This window comes from Lysobacter tyrosinilyticus, from assembly GCF_054779815.1.
Map to the genome: position 1 here is coordinate 219,086 of NZ_BAAGXN010000003.1, position 17,614 is coordinate 236,699.

Genomic DNA, 17,614 nt, shown 5'->3' on the forward strand with positions numbered 1-17,614 from the left:
TTGCCGCGTTGCCGCATGACATACCCATACGTACGGGTATGCTCGCCCGCGATGCGCCGCTTGGGCCCGGCGCAGAAGCAGGACTTTCCGCGGCAACGCCGTCGGGCCGAGCCGCTGCAGTTCGAGGGAACGAATATGAGGAATCTGCTTTGCGGCCTGCTGTTGGCCGCCGCGGCGCCGTGCGCGTCCGCCGCTGACGTCACCGGCGTGGCCTTTGTCCATGGAACCGGGCTCCAGACCAACGCGTACCAGGACTACTGGCAACCCGCCATGGTCGATTCGGTGCGCCAGGGCCTGACGAACACCAGCAACTATGTCGTCATCAACTGCGACTTCCAGCAGTACATGTGGGACAGCCGCGCCGCGGGTTGCCTGGCGGGACAGCTGAGCAACTTCATCAGCAGCAAGGGCATCACCCGTCTCATCGTCATCACTCACTCCAATGGCGGCAACGTGGTCCGCTGGATTCTCTCGAATCCGACTTACGACAGCCGCTATCCCAACATCATCAGCAAGATCGTCCGCGTCAACGCGCTGGCGCCGTCTTCCGGCGGAACGCCGCTTGCGGATGCCGTCATCAACGGCAATGTCTTCGAGCAATCGGTCGGCTGGCTGATCGGTTACAAATCCGATGCGGTGCGCCAACAGCAGCAGAGCTGGATGGCCTACTACAACGCCAACTACCTCTATGGCACCAGCGGTCGTGCGGCGTTGCCGAAGACGTTCCGCAGCGTGGTCGGGACCGACGTGGACTCCTCGCCGTTCGACGGCGACAGCTACTGCGGCGGATACGCCGAGAACGTAGGCCTGGAAACCACGCAGAACTGGCTCAACAGTTGTTCGGACGGCTTCCTCAACTGCAGCAGCCAGTCGGCGGCGGGCAGCGTGTGGTTCTACGACAAGGACCGCATGGCCGATGCCGAACCGCTCAGCCACAACCAGAGCCGTCGTGCCTGCTTCACGCTCGACACCATCCTCCGCAACGATCTCAAGCTCTGAGGGCCGGCCATGCGCATGAACATCAACGTCGCGCTCCTCGCGGCTTCGTCTTTCCTGTTGTCTTTCGCCGCGTGGGCGGCCCAGCCGATGCTGCCCGCGAATGCGAACGACCAGATACCGGCACGCTTGGTGTCGCTGCCCGCACCCGCTGGCCAGTTCGAACGTGCTCCGGTTTCGTTCTCGTGGGCGCTGGATCCACGTGAAGGACTCGCAGTACCGACACCCTACATCGCGGAAAGCCGCGAGTATTGGCAAACGGTGGACGGCTCCGAATTGCAGAAAGGCGTCGCGCTGAAGACCACCGCACCCGGTGCGCTCATCCGTGTCAGCCCGGCGCAAAGTTCGACGGCGCTGTCCGCGTCCGACATCGGCGTGAATGGCAACGGCAAGGCGATGCGACTGGAACGGACGGCGAGTGCCGAGCAACTGCGTGCAGCCGGCATGGACGTCGCAGCGGGAACCGCTGTAGTGAAGCTCGGGCGCGAAGCGGGTGCAGGTGCCTACACGCTGCACGCAGCCAAGGCGAAGGGCCGCTATGTCGTGCATGTGTTCGAGCCGGAAAGCGGCGTGGTGCTCAAAGCCCAGGCAGATCGGCAGCGCGTACTTGGCGGCGACACAGTGACCGTGTCGATGTCCATGGCCAATCAGAAGCACGCGATTGCCGCCCAGGCGGAAGCGTTGCTGGTTGCGCCGGATGGTAGCAGTCGGCCCATACCGGTCGCGCGTGATGCCGACGGCGCGCTTAAGGCACACGTGAAACTGCCCATGCAAGCCAGCGCATCACCAGGTCTATGGGAACTGCAGCTGTTCGCCAATGGCGACGGTGTCTCGCGTGACGCTCGCACTGCCTTTGGCGTGGCCGCACCCACCGCGCGCATCAGCGGCAACCTGAGCATCGACGCGTCGAAGCTTCGTCTCGTAGTTCCGGTGGAAGCCGCATCGCCAGGTCGCTACGAAGTCCGCGGCACTTTGTATGCCACGGCTTCGGATGGCACGCTCGCACCGGTGTCGCAGGCGCATTCGGCGGCATGGATCGAGCGGCGCAACGGCTCACTGGTGCTGGCATTCGACCGCAGCCACATACCAGCGGGCTACGGCGCGCCGTTCGAGGTCCGACAACTAGAGCTCAATGATCAGACCCGGTTGGCGTTGTTGGAGAGTCACTCCCGCGCGGTTCGCTTCTGATAGCCGTTCGATCTTGGTGATCTGACCGGAGCAGCTTCCGTAGGGGCCGGAATTCCGGCCCCTACCATCCTGCGCGCTATGCTCGCGGCTTGGGTCCAGGAGCGAACTGATGAAGAAGTGGCTGATCGCGATCGTCGCGGTGCTCACACTGGCCATCGGCTGGATCGTCGCTGGTCCATTCCTCACCATCCACGCTATCCGCAATGCGGTGCAGAAACAGGACGCTGCGCGTCTTTCGGAAAACGTCGACTTCCCTGCTCTGCGCGCTAACCTGAAACTCCAGGTCGACGACTACATGGTGCGGCGCGCCGGACCGGACATGCAGGCCAATCTGCTGGGCGCAATCGCGTTGCGACTGGCCAGTGGCGCAACCGATGGCATCGTCGACGTAATGGCGACACCCGCCGGACTCGCCGCGGTGATGGAAGGCCGCAATGTCTGGCATCGGCTGGATGGCAAGCGCTCATCGGAGGACTCCTACGCCACCGCGCCGCCCCGGGATCCGCTGGAGGGCGCGCGCTATCGGTTTGAGTCGCTATCGCGTTTCACCGCCACGGTCGTCAATGCCGACAGCGAGCCCGTCGTATTCGTGCTGACGCGGACAGGCGTCACATGGAAAGTCAGCGACGTCCGCCTGCCACTCGGCCGGTCGCCGACAAACGGCGGCTGATCTCGCACGCAGCCCATCGCGCGGAGCGAGTTTTCACCGCTGTCCTCAAACCTCGCTTGGTGATCGGGGCGAACCAGGTCATAGCGCCCCACATCGATGCAGTGAGCCGTCCTGCGTTCGACACATTGCGTCCACGCCCATCGCGGCAATCTTCTGCAGCACTCCTGGGTGCCGCAGAACCAGCCATGAAAATCGCCCAGATCGCACCACTATATGAATCCGTCCCTCCCCGGCTCTACGGTGGCACGGAGCGGATCGTCGCCTACCTGGCCGACGCGCTCACCGAGCTTGGGCACGACGTGACGCTATTCGCGAGCGCGGAGGCGGCCACACGCGCCACGCTCGTGCCCGTGCGCGACCAGGCCATACGACTGGATCCGGAACCTCTGAAATCGGATCTCGCCGCGCATCTTGTGATGTTGCATGAAGTACGCCAATGCGCGCACGAATTCGACATGCTGCACTTCCATGTCGACCTGCTGCATTTCCCGATGTTCGAGGACATCGCCGAGCGCACCGTCACCACGCTGCACGGCCGGCTCGACCTCAAGGATCTGCCCGCTGCCTATTGGCGCTGGCCGCGATTCCCTTTGATTTCGGTTTCGGATCACCAACGCGAGCCGCTGCGCTTCGCGCATTGGCTGGGCACCGTCCCGCACGGTTTGCCGAGCACGTTGATCGAATTTTCTCCCGAGCCGGAAGACGGTTACCTGGCCTTCCTTGGACGGATTTCGCCGGAGAAGCGCCCGGACCGTGCCATCGCCATCGCGAAGCGCACGGGTATCCCGCTGAAGATCGCCGCCAAGGTGGACGCCGCCGATCGCAGCTATTTCAACCATGAGATCCGGCCGTTGCTCGACGATCCACTGATTGAGTTCATCGGCGAGATCAGCGACGGCGACAAGACGGAATTCCTCGGTAATGCCATCGCGCTGCTGTTCCCCATCGACTGGCCAGAACCGTTCGGGCTGGTGATGATCGAGGCCATGGCTTGCGGCACACCCGTGATTGCCTGGCCTTGCGGTTCGGTGCCAGAAGTCGTCGACAACGGCATCACCGGTTACATCGTCAACAACGAGGATGAAGCCGTCGCAGCTATCGGCAGAGTCCGACAGCTCGATCGCAGGCGGATACGCGACGTCTTCGAACGGCGATTCACAGCGGAAGTGATGGCAAGCCACTACGTCGACCTGTACCGGAAACTGATCCGCAGCGGCAAAGCGGACCAGTTACGGCTGGCATGACGATGGAACCGATCGCCGCCAGCCTCTCGAGCACCTATGTCCTCAAGGATGGCGACAGCTTCATCGTGGCCGATGCGGCCGGTGACATCGAGGGTGGCAGCGACGGCTTTTTCCACAACGATACGCGGCTGCTCTCGCTGTTTCGCTTACGCCTTGGCGACTCGCAACCGGCCTTGTTGAGTGCGACCGTAAGTCGCGACAACGTCATGTTCGTCGCACACCTGACCAACCGCCCGTTGCCACCCCTTGGCGGCACGCCTGCGGCACAGGGGGTGATCCACCTGCAGCGCGAACGTTTCCTCCGCGCCGATCGTCTCCACGAGCGCATTTCCTGCGTGAACTACGGCCAGCACGTCGTCCATCTGCCGCTGCGGCTGTCCTTCGCGGCAGACTTCCGCGACATGTTCGAAGTACGCGGCAGCGTGCGTGCAGCACGCGGTGCGTTGCTCGATGCGGAATCAACGGCGGACAGTGTCGCGTTCCGCTACCGGGGGCTGGATCAACACCTTCGCTCCTCGGTGCTTTCGTTCTCACGCGCGCCCACGCACCTGACGCCGGATTCAGCCGAATTCCTGCTGGAACTGCGGCCTGGAATCCGCGAAGAGCTTTATCTGGAATGCGGTACGGCCCCCGCAGAAGCCCCGTCGCCCAAACGCTTCCGCGACGCGGCCGTGCACGCACGCGCCACCATGCGCGGTCGCCAGCGACGCAGCGGCCAGATACATAGTGGCGGTCCGCTGTTCGATGCCTGGATGGACAAATCGCGCGCGGATCTCGCACTGCTTACCAGTGAGCTGGAAACCGGTCCCTATCCTTATGCCGGCATCCCCTGGTTCTCGACGCCGTTCGGACGGGACGCAGTGATCACGGCGTTACAGACGCTATGGCTGGATCCGGACATTGCCCGCGGAGTGCTCGCGTTTCTCGCGCACCACCAGGCGCAGGAAGAATCCGCGTTCCTCGATGCCGCTCCCGGCAAGATCATGCATGAGACGCGCAAGGGCGAGATGGCGGCGATGCGCGAACTCCCCTTCGGCCGGTACTACGGTGGTGTCGACACCACTCCGCTGTTCGTGACGCTGGCCGGAGCCTACGCGGAACGAACCGGTGACCTCGCCTTCATCCATCGACTGTGGCCGGCGTTGCTCGCCGCGACTGCATGGATCGAGCGGGTTTGCGATGCCAATCGCGATGGTTTCCTCGATTACGCGCGTGGCTCGGCAACCGGGCTGGCGAACCAGGGCTGGAAGGACAGCGAGGATTCTGTCTTCCACGCCGACGGACGCTTTCCTCCGGGTCCGATCGCGCTGGTGGAAGTCCAGGGCTATGCCTACGCCGCCTTTCGCGCGATGGCAGTGCTCGCGAAGCGTCGCAACGACGTGGAAGCCGCGATGCATTGGCAGGAGCGCGCCGAACGCATGCGCTCGGCGGTGGAAGAGCGCTTCTGGATGTCCGACTCAGGCTATTACGGCATCGCCATCGATGGCGAAGGCCAGTTGTGTCGCGTCAGGACCAGCAACCCAGGACATCTGCTGTTCGTGGGACTGCCCGATCCGGCACGCGCCGCGCAGGTTGGCGCCAACCTGCTGACACCGGCCTTCCACACCGGCTGGGGACTGCGCACGCTGGCGTCGGGCCAAGCACGCTACAACCCGATGTCGTACCACAACGGCTCGGTATGGCCGCACGACACGGCGCTGTGCGCGGCAGGACTATCCCGCTACGGCGATCGCGCCGCTGCCGTGCGGCTATTGCGCGGCATGTTCGAAGCGGCGGTGCATTTCGACCTGCGGCTTCCCGAACTGTTCTGCGGCTTCCCGCGCGCACAGGGCTCCACGCCGGTGGCCTACCCCGTCGCCTGCCTGCCGCAAGCTTGGGCAGCGGGCTCGGCTTTCATGCTGCTGCAGTCGTGCCTGGGCCTGGAGATCGACGGCTGGCGCGGCGAAGTACAGGTCGAGCGGCCCATGTTGCCGCCCGGTATCGATCACGTGCGGGTGCGACGGATCGCGATAGACAACCGGCGCGTCGACGTGGTGTTCCAGCGTCAGGGCGACCGGGTTGGCACACACCTGGAGGGCCGCGACGCCGCGGTAGTGCCGCTGCGGTTCGTAGGCTGAGTGCACGTCAACCGATCGTCATCCGCATACGCGAAACCGGAACGCGTACGCCACCGGGAAGATCGAGATCGAAGCGCTCCAGCACGGTGAATCCCGCCGCGAGGTACAGCGGCTCGCCTGGCATGGTCGAAACCAGATCGAGCATGGAAAAACCCGAACGTCGCGATGCCTGGATGCACGCATTCATCAGCTCGCGTCCCAACCCACGGCGGGCCATGGCCGGATCGACGAAGAAAGCGCGAATGCGCGCCGCTTCGGTGGCCGGATCGAGCAACGGATCCGGCCCTTGTTTCGTCTGGTCGCCGCCGAACAGCGTGCGCCGCCCGCTCCAGCCTCCGCAGGCCACGATGCGCCCGTCGTCCTCGATGACGAAATACGTCTGGTCGTCGATCAGCTGCGTATCCACACCGAACACATGACGAGTGATCGCCTCGGCTTGCTCTGCCGAGTAGTAGCCCGCGCTCAGTGCACGGCCCGACAACGCGATCAGCGCCTGGAGCTCCGGAATATCGGCGTGCTGGGCTAGTCGAAGTTCCGGCATCTTACGACTCCTGTCTACGCGCGCTGCCTAGCCGCGGTTGGCTACGCCGTGCGGCACATGCCCGGCCGCCACGTGATCGCGGGCCGACACGATGTTGTGTTCGGAATCATCGAAGAAGATATCGGCACCGAACGCTTCCAGGAACGGGCCCTTGGCGCGTCCGCCGAGGAATAGCGCCTCGTCGAGGCGGATGCCCCAATCGCGCAATGTGCGGATCACGCGTTCGTGCGCCGGCACGGAACGTGCGGTGACCAGCGCCGTGCGGATCGGAGACGACTGTCCGGTGGGAAACGCCGCCTGCAGACGATGCAAGGCATCGAGGAATCCACGGAACGGCCCGCCCGACAGAGGGTCGCCCGCATGTTCGCGCTCGTGCGCGGCAAATGCGGCCAGCCCACCTTCGCGCGACACGCGCTCGCCTTCGTCGTCGAAGATCACCGCGTCACCGTCGAAGGCGATGCGCAGCTGATCGTGCCGCTGCTGCTGCGCCTTGGCCGGCAACAGCGTGGCCGCTGCGATGCCCGCGGCCAATGCATTGCGCACGTCTTCGGCGTGCGTCGACAGGAACAGGTCGGCGCCGAACGGCCGGATGTAGGGATATGGCGCGGCGCCGTTGCTGAAGGCGGCGCGCTTGATCGCGAGACCGTGATGCGCGATCGAATTGAAGATGCGCAGCCCGGTGTCGGCCGAATTGCGCGAGATCAGGATGACCTCCACCCGTGGCGCCTCCGGTGGCGCGCCCTCGTTCAGGGCCAACAGCTTGCGTACCAGCGGAAAGGCGATGCCCGGTTCGAGGATGTCGTCCTCGTGCGTTCGCTGGTAGTCCGCGTAGGCATCGATGCCCTCGCGTTCGAACAGTCTATGGCTGTCCTCCATGTCGAACAGGGTGCGCGAGGAAATCGCAACGATCAGGGGGTTGGCGTCACGGTCGGGCATGTTCGTATTGTGCCTCGCGCAGGTCGCACGCGGTGAGACCTGGCTGTTGGGAGATGTTGCCCCGGCGGATTGCTCCGCGGGTGGCTGGTTTTCCCTCTGGGTGCCCTTGCCTCGCGAAGTACGGCCAGAAGTGCCTGGGGGAGCCGGCGACACGCGGCATGGGGCGGAAAACCGATATCACGTCACAAACTGCAACACTCCGCGCCTCTACTTTTCGAGGCGCGGCGGGCCGTCGCGATGGCTCGCCGCGTGTACTGCGACAACACCTGTCCCCGGCGCCATGCTTCATGGATGCGTCGGATCGCTTTATTCATGGAGGAATCACATGCGGTCGTACTTCTCATTGCAACCGACTTCGGCGCGCACGGTCATGCTCGCCTCGCTCGTTACGCTCTCCATCGCCACGGCCGCGGCCGCCCCTCAAGGGGACCCGGCTTCGAATCCGTCCACGAAGCACTCCGGAGCCGAAGCGCCCCCTGCTCCCGGACTCGAGAGCGGTTGGCTCGACAAACTGAATCCCGACATCCCGTCGGAACTCGCCACCTACATCGTTTCCCACGACCATCCGATGGGCTCGCAGATCCGCATGCATGAACCCCGCGAGCCCTTGCGTGTGGATCCCAGCGTGACCCTCGCGTTGACCGGCTCGGTCAAGGGCATGGACGTGAGCGGCTACCAGGGCAACGTGAACTGGTCGGCGGCCTATAGCAACGGCGCGCGCTTTGCCTACATCAAGGCGACCGAAGGCACCTATTACACCAATCCGTATTTCGCCCAGCAGTACAACGGCTCGTACAACGTCGGGATGATCCGCGGTTCCTATCATTTCGCACGCCCTGACACGACCAGCGGCGCGACGCAGGCCGACTACTTCGTCAACCACGGCGGCGGCTGGTCCGCCGACGCGAAGACCCTGCCCGGTGCACTGGATATGGAATACAACCCGTACGGCTCGACCTGCTACGGCTTGAGCAAGAGTCAGATGGCGTCGTGGATTTCGTCCTTCAGCAATCGCTACCAGTACCGCACCGGTCGCTATCCGGTGATCTACACCAGCACCAGCTGGTGGACGACGTGCGTGGGCACTGCCGGCAACTTCAGCGGCACCAGTCCGCTATGGGTCGCGCGCTATTCGAGCACGGTCGGCACTCTGCCGTATGCGTGGACGTACTACACATTCTGGCAGTACGCGGACTCAGGGGTATTCCCGGGTGACCAGGACGTGTTCAACGGCGCCAGCGATCGTCTGGTGGCGCTGGCGCGCGGGTACTGAGGCGACTCGCTACACGACATGGAAGATCGGGCGCGCAAGCGTCCGATCTTCTCTTCGCCCGGCAGTACGCAAGCTGTCACCCGAGCATGGCGAGGGAGCTGCTGTTGTGGTGACGCTCGAAAGGATGTCCTCGCCATGTTCAGGACGACGCCCGGGGCGCGTAAGACAACGGCAGCTATCCGCTGGTGAACTGCTCCGCGAGGATCCTTTCCTCGAGGTTGTGCTCGGGATCGAACAGCAGGGTCACCGTGCGGTCGCGCGATTCCCGGATCGTGACCTCGACGATGTCGCGGACTTCATGTGAATCCGCTGTGGCGCTAACGGGACGCTTGAACGGATCGAGCACGCGGAAACGCACTTCCGTATCTGCCTTGAGCACGGCGCCGCGCCAGCGCCGCGGACGGAACGCCGCGATCGGGGTCAGCGCGATCACATTCGCGCCCAGTGGCAGGATCGGCCCGTGTGCGGAGAAGTTGTAGGCGGTGCTGCCTGCGGGCGTCGCGACCAGTACGCCATCGCAGATGAGCTCATCCAGGCGGGTCTGGCCGTTGAGATCGATGGACAGGTGCGCGGCCTGGCGCGTCTGACGCAGCAGCGAGACTTCGTTATAGGCCAGTGAGCCCACCGTCGCGCCTGATTCGGTCTGCGCGACCATTTCCAGCGGTCGCAACACTGCCGGTTCCGCCGCGTGGATGCGTTCGACCAGATCCTCGCTGCGCTGGTGGTTCATCATGAAACCTACCGTGCCCAGCTTCATTCCATACACCGGCTTGGCGAGTCCGGCGTGGCGATGCAGGGTCTGCAGCATGAACCCATCGCCGCCAAGGGCAACGAGGACGTCGGCTTCATCCGGCGCATGGTCGCCGTAGCGCGCGATCATGTCCGTAAGCGCGCGTTGCGCCTCTTCGGCGGGACTGGCTAGGAAGGCGAGTCGTGGCGTCGACGCGGTCATCGGCGGCTCCATTGCGATGCGCGGAGCTTAACTCACGAATGTGATTCGTACCGCCACCTCAATGTTTCCTTCTCCCTCCGGGAGAAGGTGGCGCGTAGCGCCGGATGCGGGTGCGCCCCAGTCGGCTATCCGCATCGGTGCTGTCGAACGAGCCGCAGCGAGTGAAAAGGGTAAACCACTGGCTGTTCGGCAATTCCGCTCGCTGCGGCTCGTTTGCCATCAATGATTCGGATTGGGATCCGAGGCGCCCCCAACCCCTCTCCCGATGGGAGAGGGGCTTAGGCAACATCACCCGCGCGAAGCGAGCTGCGAAAGGCGCTGCACCGCGACCGAAGCGGTCGGGTAATCCAGCGTCTTCTGCGAGGCCAGCTCGTTGAGCATCGCCAGCGTGAAGCGCAGCGAGGCATCGTCGCGCTGCAGCCAGCTCTGCACCTTCGCATCGGCGTTCGCGCCCGGCATCGACAGGACCTGACCAACCAGTGCGCGCTGCTGGGTCGCGAGCTCCTCACGCAGCACGCCACGTGCGACCGCGTGCCAGCGGCCTTCGACCGCCAGGTTGTCGATCTGCCCGCTCAGCCACGGCAGGTTGAGCGCTTCGCCCAGGCGGAAGTGGACCTTGGCGACATCGACGACCTTGAGCTTGCGCTCGCGGGCGATTTCGATGACGTCGCAGGCCGGTTCCATGTAGGGCAGCGCAGCGAGCTGCAGGCTGAGGTCGTTCGGAACGCCCTTCGCCTTCCAGTCGCGCAGCGCGGCCTCGTAACCCGGACGTTGCAGCGGGCCGAGGATGTTCTCGCCAGCGCGGATGTCCTTGTAACCGTCGAAGTAACGATTCACTGCGGTGGCGATATCCGGAATCGCACCCGGACGCGACAGCAGCCAGCGCGTGAACGTGCGCTGCAGGTTCCAGATCACCTGCAGGGCGTCGATCTGCACCGACTCGTGCACCTTGCCATCGAGACCGTCGATCTGCGCCCACAAGGCGCGCGCATCGAGCGTTTCGCGGGTGATGGTGAAAGCCTTGGCCACTTCGCCCGGCGTACGGCCGCTATCTTCGGTCATGCGCAGGGTGAAGGTCGCGCCCATGCGGTTGACCATCGAGTTGGTCACCGCCGTGGCGATGATCTCGCGCTTCAGGCGGTGGCCTTCCATCGCCTTGGCGTACTTGTCCTGCAGCGGCTTCGGGAAGTAGCGGACCAGTTCCTTCGACAGGTACGGATCTTCCGGCACGTCCGATTCGGCCAACTGCTGGAACAACACGATCTTCGAGTACGACAGCAGGATCGCGAGCTCCGGACGGGTCAGGCCCTGGCCGCGCGACTTGCGCTCGACCAGCTCGGCATCGGTCGGGAGGTATTCGATCTGACGATCGAGCAGGCCCTGCGATTCCAGCGTAGTGATGAAGTGGCGCTTGGAGCCCATGCGCGACACGCTCATCCGCTCCATCAGGCTGATCGCCTGGTTCTGGCGGTAGTTGTCGGCCAGCACCAAGTCGGCGACCTCATCGGTCATCGAAGCCAGCAGCTTGTTGCGCGCGTCGAAGGTGAGCTTCTTCTTCTGCACTTCGCCGTTGAGCAGGATCTTGATGTTGACCTCGTGGTCCGAGGTATCCACGCCGGCGGAGTTGTCGATGAAGTCGGTGTTGAGCAGCACGCCGTGCATTGCGGCTTCGACGCGGCCCAGCTGGGTCAGGCCCAGGTTGCCGCCTTCGCCCACCACCTTGCAGCGCAGCTCGCGGCCATCGACGCGCAATGCGTTGTTGGCGCGGTCGCCGACCTGCTGGTTGGTTTCGCTGGTCGCCTTGACGTAGGTGCCGATGCCGCCGTTCCACAGCAGGTCGACCGGCGCCTTGAGGATGGCGTTCATCAGCTCGTTCGGGCTGAGTGCGGTCACACCGTTCTCGATGCCGAGCGCGGCGCGGGTTTCAGCCGAGACCGGGATCGACTTGGCCGAACGCGGGAAGATGCCACCGCCCTTGCTGATCAGCTTCTTGTCGTAGTCCTCCCACGACGAACGCGGCAGCTTGAACATGCGGTCGCGTTCCTTGAACGAGATCGCCGCATCCGGGTTCGGGTCGAGGAAGATGTGGCGATGGTCGAACGCAGCGACCAGACGGATGTGCTTGGACAGCAGCATGCCGTTGCCGAACACGTCACCGGACATGTCGCCCACGCCGGTGCAGGTGAAGTCTTCCTTCTGGCAGTCGCGGCCGATGGCGCGGAAGTGGCGCTTGACCGACTCCCAGCCACCGCGCGCGGTGATGCCCATGCCCTTGTGGTCGTAACCGACCGAGCCGCCCGAGGCGAAGGCGTCGTCCAGCCAGAACTTGTGCGCGGCCGCGATGCCGTTGGCGATGTCGGAGAACGTCGCGGTGCCCTTGTCGGCGGCGACGACCAGATACGGGTCGTCATTGTCATGACGCACCACGTTGGCCGGGTACACGATCTTGCCGTCCGGCGTGATGTTGTCAGTGATGTCGAGCAGGCCGTTGATGAAACGCTTGTAGCAGGCCACGCCTTCGTTGAACCACGCGTCGCGGTCCACGCTCGGATTCGGCAGCTGCTTGCAGTAGAAACCGCCCTTCGAACCAACCGGCACGATCACGGTGTTCTTCACCATCTGCGCCTTCACCAGGCCCAGGACTTCGGTGCGGAAGTCTTCGCGGCGATCCGACCAGCGCAGGCCGCCACGCGCGACCGGACCGAAGCGCAGGTGTACGCCTTCCACGCGCGGGCCGTACACGAAGATTTCGCGATACGGACGCGGCTTCGGCAGATCCGGCACCTTGCTCGAATCGAACTTGAAGCTGACGTAGTCGGCGGGGCCGCCGTCCTTGCGCAGGCCGTTCGCGTACTGGATGTAGTAGCTGGTGCGCAGCGTCGCGTCGATGACGCCGAGGAAGCTGCGGAAGATGCGGTCTTCGTCGAGGCTCGCGACGCGGTCAAGCAGCGCCTTGAACGCGCTGCGCGTCGCTTCGATCTGTGCGTCGCGCTTGGCGGCGCGGGCTTCGACCACCGGCAACACGGCCGCCATCAACGCGCCATCGTTACCGGCCAGTGCGGCGAGCTGCTTGCCGAAGCGCTCCATGCCCGCCTTGATCTCGGCCTTGCTCTCGCTGCCGGTGCTCGGGTCGAACTTGGCTTCGAACACTTCCACCAGCAGACGCGCGAGGATCGGATAGCGCGCAAACGTTGCCTCGGTATAGCTCTGCGAGAACGGCACGCCGACCTGCAGCAGGTACTTGCAGTAGGCGCGCAGCATCGCGACCTGGCGCCACGACAGGCTGGCGCCGAGGATCAGGCGGTTGAAGCCGTCGTTCTCGGCATTGCCGCGCCAGATCTGCGCGAAGGCGTCTTCGAAATTGGAATCGAGGCTGTCGATGTCGAGTTCGGCGCCGGTGGTCTCGACTTCGAAATCCTGCACGTAGAACACCTGGCCATCGACGGTCAGGCGATACGGGTGTTCGGAGATCACCCGCAGGCCCATGTTCTCCATCATCGGCAGGGCGTCGGACAGCGGAATGTCGTCGTTCTGGCGATAGAACTTGAAGCGCAGGCCGCCCTCGCCCTTGTGGGCGCGGTGCAGGCTCAGACGCAGATCGTCCGGACCGGTGAGCGCGGCCAGATTGGCGATGTCCTGCGCGGCGACTTCGGCGCCGACTTCTTCGATGTAACCGGTCGGCAGGGCGCGGCCATAGCGGTTGGCCAGCGTGAGACCGTCGTGTTCGCCGTGACGGGCGATCAGCGCTTCACGCAGGTCGTCCTGCAGGTTGCGGATGATCTTGGCCAGTGCGGCTTCGATTGCGGCGTTGTTGACCTTGACCACTTCGCCCGACTTCGGGCGGATGACCAGGTGCAGCTGCGCCAGCGGCGATTCGCTGAGCTGGACGTTGGTATCGACGAACTCGCCGTGCAGCATCTCCTTGAGCATCGCTTCGATGCGCAGGCGCACGTCGGTGTTGAAGCGGTCGCGCGGAATGTAGACCAGGCCCGAGAAGAAGCGGCCATAGCGGTCGCGGCGCAGGAACAGCTTGCTGCGCACGCGTTCCTGCAGGCCGAGGATGCCGGTGGTGGTACGCAGCAGTTCCGGACCGGTGGACTGGAACAGCTCGTCGCGCGGCAGCGTTTCCAGGATGTGGCGCAGCGCCTTGCCGCTATGGCTGCTGGGCGTCAGGCCCGACTGCTGCATCACGTATTCGTGACGCTGACGTACCAGCGGGATGTCCCACGGGCGACGGTTGTAGGCACTGGAGGTGTACAGACCAAGGAAGCGGTGTTCGGCCACCGCCTTGCCCTTGGCGTCGAACTCCAGCACGCCGATGTAATCCATGTAACCCGGACGGTGCACGGTGGCACGCGCATTGGTCTTGGTCAGGATCAACGCATCGCTGGCTTCGCGCTGCTTGTCGTGCGCCGGCAGCGAGGTGATCGGACGCACCTGCGCCTCATGTCCACGCTGCAGGCCCAGACCGCTGTCCTTCACGCCGCGCAACACGTCCTTGCCTTCGGCCTTGGACACTTCGTACTTGCGGTAACCGAAGAAGGTGAAATGGTTGTCGCCGGCCCAGCGCAGGAATTCGCGCACTTCGGCCAGCGCAGCCGGATCGCCCTGCTTGCGGCTGCCGACTTCCTCCGCGACTTCAGTCATCTTGTCGCGCATCGGCTGCCAGTCGCGCACGATCGCGCGCACGTCGGCGAGCACGGCTTCCACGGCCTTCTGGACCTTGGGCATTTCGTCGGCCGACTGGCGGTCGATTTCCAGATGCATCAGCGATTCGGACGTGCCTTCGCCGACCGCGAGCAGCTTGCCCGCCTTGTCGCGCTTGAAAGTCACCACCGGATGGCCCAGCACGTGCACGCCGATGCCCTGCTCGGCCAGTGCCATGGTCACCGTGTCGACGAGGAACGGCATGTCGTCGTTGGCGATCTGCAGCACGGTGTGGGCGGATTCCCAGCCGTGGCTCTTGATCGACGAGTTGAACAGGCGAACCAGCGCCGTGCCCGGCTTGCGTGCGCGGGCGAAGTCGAGGAAGTCGACCGCCAGCGCGGCCCAGCCATCGGCACTGTGCTGCGGGAGCTCGTCGTCGCTCATGCGGCGATAGAACGCGTTGATGAAAGCCTCGCCTTCGGCATGGCGTGCCTTGGGCAGGCGCTTGCGCATGGCGGCGAGAATGGGTTCGAGCGAAACGGCCTGGCTCTCGGTGGCGGGGGCCGGCTTGGCGACGGTGCCCTTGTCGGCGGTCTTGGCGGCAGTCTTGGCCGCGGCCTTCGGAGCTTTGCGTGCGGTGCTCATGTCAGCTTGGAAATCCGATCCGTAATGAGGGGTTGGTGCAGAAAAGCAGTTGGTACGTAAACGACAGTTAGTGCAAATACTTCAACAGCGGGGCAATGCAATCAGGCCCGCGCTTTTGGCGCGGGCCTTTGAGGCGACTGCTTAGCGCAATCCGGTTTCGTTACGCGCGATGACCAGGCGCTGGATTTCGCTGGTGCCTTCGTAGATTTCTGTGATCTTGGCGTCGCGGAAATAACGCTCCAGCGGCATTTCCTTCGAATAACCCATGCCGCCGTGAATCTGCACTGCCTGATGGGTGATCCACATGGCGGCTTCCGAAGCCGTCAGCTTGGCGATGGCGGCTTCGTTGCTGAAGCGGGCGCCGCCCTTCTCGAACTCGCCCTTCTGCCAGGCCGCGCGCAGCGTCAGCAGCGTGGCTGCGTCAAGCTTGCACTTCATGTCGGCGATCTTGGCCTGGGTCATCTGGAAGGTGCCGATCGGCGCACCGAAGGCCTTGCGCTCCTTCACGTACTCGATGGTCTTCTCGTACGCGGCGCGGGCGATGCCCAGCGCCTGCGAAGCGATACCGATACGGCCGGCATCGAGCACGCTCATGGCGATCTTGAAGCCTTCGCCTTCCTGGCCCAGCACTTCGTCAGCCTGGACCACGTAGTCGGCGAACTCGATCTCGCAGGTGGCCGAGGCGCGGATGCCGAGCTTGGGTTCGGTCTTGCCGCGGTGGAAACCGGGCTTGGTGGTATCGATCATGAAGGCGGTGATGCCACGCGCGCCCTTGTCGGCATCGGTCATCGCGAACAGCACGATGTACTTGGCGACCGGACCGGAGGTGATCCAGCTCTTCTTGCCGTTGACGATGTAGGTGCCATCGGCCTGCTTCACGGCCTTGCAGCGCATCGCAGTGGCGTCGGAGCCCGACTGCGGTTCGGTCAGAGCGAAGGCGCCGATCTCGCGGCCTTCGGCGATGGCGCGGACGTACAGCTGCTTCTGCGCCTCGGTGCCGAACTTCAGGATGCCGTTGCAGAACAGCGAGTTGTTGACCGACACGATGGTCGAGTGCGCGGCGTCGCCTGCGGCGATCTCGATCATGGCCAGTACGTAGCTGATCGGGTCCATGCCCGCGCCGCCGTATTCGGCCGGCACTTCGATACCCATCAGACCGTTCTCACCAAGGGTCCGGATGTTCGCCAGCGGGAATTCGCCGGTCTGGTCGTGGTGTTCGGCGCTCGGCGCGATCTTCTCCTGCGCGATGCGGCGCGCCACGTCCTGGATCATCAACTGCTCTTCGGTGAAGCGGAAATCCACGTCAGTACCCTTAAGTGACTCGGCGAAGACGCGAATTGTAGCCCTGAGCGCGAAATAACCCCAGCTTATTCCCTTGCGTTTCTTGACCGAACGCCCAGCCCGGCTCACACTTATCGCTATATCGCGATAGGTTGATAAAAGGCCGTACCCCATGGATCTCGAAGGCTGGTCCTCACGTCTCAAGGTTTTCGCCGACGCCACCCGCGTCCGGCTGCTCGCCCTGCTAGAACGCGAGGAACTCACCGTCGCCGAATTGTCGGCGATCACCCGTCTGGCGCAGCCGCGCGTGTCCACGCATTTGTCCAAGCTCAAGGAAGCCGGACTGGTGCGCGATCGACGCTCCGGCGTGTCCGCCTACTACCGCTTCGAGGAAAGCGCCCTGGATGCCGCCCAGCTGGCGCTGTGGCAGACCCTACGCGAAGGCAGCGACGACCCCCTGCTGCGCCAAGACCGCGACCGCGTGGCCAGTGTCCTGGCGGCACGCGCCAACGAGCAGAACTGGGCGGACTCCGTAGCCGGCGACATGGAGCGCCACTACTCCCCGGGCCGGACCTGGGAAGCCCTGGCGCGCTCGGCCCTGCCGCTGCTGCAGCCTGGTGACGTGCTCGATATCGCCTCGGGCGATGGCGTGCTGGCCGAGCTGCTGGCGCCGCATTCCAATCGCTACGTGTGCCTGGACTCCAGCACCAAGGTCGTGCTCGCCGCCTCCGAGCGTTTGCGCAAGCTGGAGAACGTGGAAGTCCGCGAAGGCGATATGCATGCGTTGCCGTTCGCCGCGGCACAGTTCGACCTCGTCGTGCTGATGCACGCCCTCACCTATTCCGAGCATCCAGCGCAGGCCGTCGCCGAAGCCGCGCGCATCCTGCGCCCGGGCGGCCGCCTGCTACTGACCAGCCTTGCCAAGCACGAGCATCGCCACACGGTCGAAGCCTATGGCCACGTGAATCTGGGCTTCGCCGAGAAGGAATTGCAGAAGTTCGTGACCAAGGCGGGATTTGAAATCACCAGCTGCGAAACCGTCACCCGCGAACGCCGTCCGCCGCACTTCGAAGTGATCACCCTGATGGCGCACAAGCCGGTCGAAGCCGGCGCTGCGGCGCGCA

At 64.4% G+C, this 17,614-nt stretch carries 11 protein-coding genes and 1 pseudogene; 7 read left to right on the plus strand and 5 right to left on the minus strand.

The genetic code is table 11. The annotated features are described in order from the left end of the window. Nucleotides 1-135: 135 nt before the first annotated feature. From ACYVGK_RS07815 to ACYVGK_RS07835, 5 genes are all read left to right on the plus strand, one after another. Entirely contained in the window at nt 136-999 is an 864-nt protein-coding gene (locus ACYVGK_RS07815; protein WP_460732798.1) for a lipase family protein, read from the plus strand. Between the two features lie 15 nt (nt 1,000-1,014). Further along, nucleotides 1,015-2,184 carry a DUF4785 domain-containing protein gene (locus tag ACYVGK_RS07820; RefSeq protein ID WP_460732799.1) on the plus strand — a complete coding sequence of 390 codons (1,170 nt, stop codon included), beginning with the start codon at nt 1,015-1,017 and terminating at the stop codon, nt 2,182-2,184. A gap of 109 nt (nt 2,185-2,293) precedes the next feature. Further along, nucleotides 2,294-2,854: a DUF2939 domain-containing protein gene (locus ACYVGK_RS07825; protein WP_460732800.1), complete on the plus strand. Its 561-nt coding sequence runs from the start codon at nt 2,294-2,296 to the stop codon at nt 2,852-2,854. A gap of 185 nt (nt 2,855-3,039) precedes the next feature. Then, complete coding sequence (locus ACYVGK_RS07830) at nt 3,040-4,098, plus strand: glycosyltransferase family 4 protein (protein WP_460732801.1); 1,059 nt, start codon at nt 3,040-3,042, stop codon at nt 4,096-4,098. Between the two features lie 2 nt (nt 4,099-4,100). Beyond that, a complete protein-coding gene (locus tag ACYVGK_RS07835) occupies nt 4,101-6,215 on the plus strand; it encodes an amylo-alpha-1,6-glucosidase (protein ID WP_460732802.1) in 2,115 nt (704 codons plus the stop codon). A gap of 7 nt (nt 6,216-6,222) precedes the next feature. Here the strand turns inward: ACYVGK_RS07835 and ACYVGK_RS07840 are convergent, their stop codons facing one another. Together ACYVGK_RS07840 and ACYVGK_RS07845 are read right to left on the minus strand one after the other, a co-directional pair. Beyond that, nucleotides 6,223-6,756, minus strand: coding sequence for a GNAT family N-acetyltransferase (locus ACYVGK_RS07840; protein ID WP_460732803.1), 534 nt, complete (start codon nt 6,754-6,756; stop codon nt 6,223-6,225). 27 nt (nt 6,757-6,783) lie between these two features. Beyond that, nucleotides 6,784-7,692, minus strand: coding sequence for a 5'-nucleotidase (locus ACYVGK_RS07845; RefSeq protein ID WP_460732804.1), 909 nt, complete (start codon nt 7,690-7,692; stop codon nt 6,784-6,786). 325 nt (nt 7,693-8,017) lie between these two features. Between ACYVGK_RS07845 and ACYVGK_RS07850 the strand changes: the two genes are divergently transcribed. Beyond that, nucleotides 8,018-8,965: a lysozyme gene (locus tag ACYVGK_RS07850; RefSeq protein ID WP_460732805.1), complete on the plus strand. Its 948-nt coding sequence runs from the start codon at nt 8,018-8,020 to the stop codon at nt 8,963-8,965. A gap of 175 nt (nt 8,966-9,140) precedes the next feature. Here the strand turns inward: ACYVGK_RS07850 and ACYVGK_RS07855 are convergent, their stop codons facing one another. The 3 genes from ACYVGK_RS07855 to ACYVGK_RS07865 form a co-directional block, all read right to left on the minus strand. After that, entirely contained in the window at nt 9,141-9,929 is a 789-nt protein-coding gene (locus ACYVGK_RS07855; RefSeq protein WP_460732806.1) for an NAD kinase, read from the minus strand. A gap of 276 nt (nt 9,930-10,205) precedes the next feature. Continuing rightward, a complete protein-coding gene (locus ACYVGK_RS07860; RefSeq protein WP_460732807.1) occupies nt 10,206-15,209 on the minus strand; it encodes an NAD-glutamate dehydrogenase in 5,004 nt (1,667 codons plus the stop codon). 141 nt (nt 15,210-15,350) lie between these two features. Beyond that, complete coding sequence (locus tag ACYVGK_RS07865) at nt 15,351-16,547, minus strand: acyl-CoA dehydrogenase family protein (RefSeq protein ID WP_460733445.1); 1,197 nt, start codon at nt 16,545-16,547, stop codon at nt 15,351-15,353. Nucleotides 16,548-16,662: 115 nt separating this feature from the next. Between ACYVGK_RS07865 and ACYVGK_RS07870 the strand changes: the two are divergent. Next, a pseudogene (locus ACYVGK_RS07870) lies at nt 16,663-17,589 on the plus strand (ArsR/SmtB family transcription factor); the annotation flags it as partial. Nucleotides 17,590-17,614: the final 25 nt, after the last annotated feature.

What these genes read in the sequence shown, in the direction of transcription:
- ACYVGK_RS07815 (WP_460732798.1), top strand. Translation starts at nt 136, where the DNA reads ATGAGGAATCTGCTTTGCGGCCTGCTGTTGGCCGCCGCGGCGCCGTGC.
- ACYVGK_RS07820 (WP_460732799.1), top strand. Translation starts at nt 1,015, where the DNA reads ATGAACATCAACGTCGCGCTCCTCGCGGCTTCGTCTTTCCTGTTGTCT.
- ACYVGK_RS07825 (WP_460732800.1), top strand. Translation starts at nt 2,294, where the DNA reads ATGAAGAAGTGGCTGATCGCGATCGTCGCGGTGCTCACACTGGCCATC.
- ACYVGK_RS07830 (WP_460732801.1), top strand. Translation starts at nt 3,040, where the DNA reads ATGAAAATCGCCCAGATCGCACCACTATATGAATCCGTCCCTCCCCGG.
- ACYVGK_RS07835 (WP_460732802.1), top strand. Translation starts at nt 4,101, where the DNA reads ATGGAACCGATCGCCGCCAGCCTCTCGAGCACCTATGTCCTCAAGGAT.
- ACYVGK_RS07840 (WP_460732803.1), bottom strand. Translation starts at nt 6,756, where the DNA reads ATGCCGGAACTTCGACTAGCCCAGCACGCCGATATTCCGGAGCTCCAG.
- ACYVGK_RS07845 (WP_460732804.1), bottom strand. Translation starts at nt 7,692, where the DNA reads ATGCCCGACCGTGACGCCAACCCCCTGATCGTTGCGATTTCCTCGCGC.
- ACYVGK_RS07850 (WP_460732805.1), top strand. Translation starts at nt 8,018, where the DNA reads ATGCGGTCGTACTTCTCATTGCAACCGACTTCGGCGCGCACGGTCATG.
- ACYVGK_RS07855 (WP_460732806.1), bottom strand. Translation starts at nt 9,929, where the DNA reads ATGGAGCCGCCGATGACCGCGTCGACGCCACGACTCGCCTTCCTAGCC.
- ACYVGK_RS07860 (WP_460732807.1), bottom strand. Translation starts at nt 15,209, where the DNA reads ATGAGCACCGCACGCAAAGCTCCGAAGGCCGCGGCCAAGACTGCCGCC.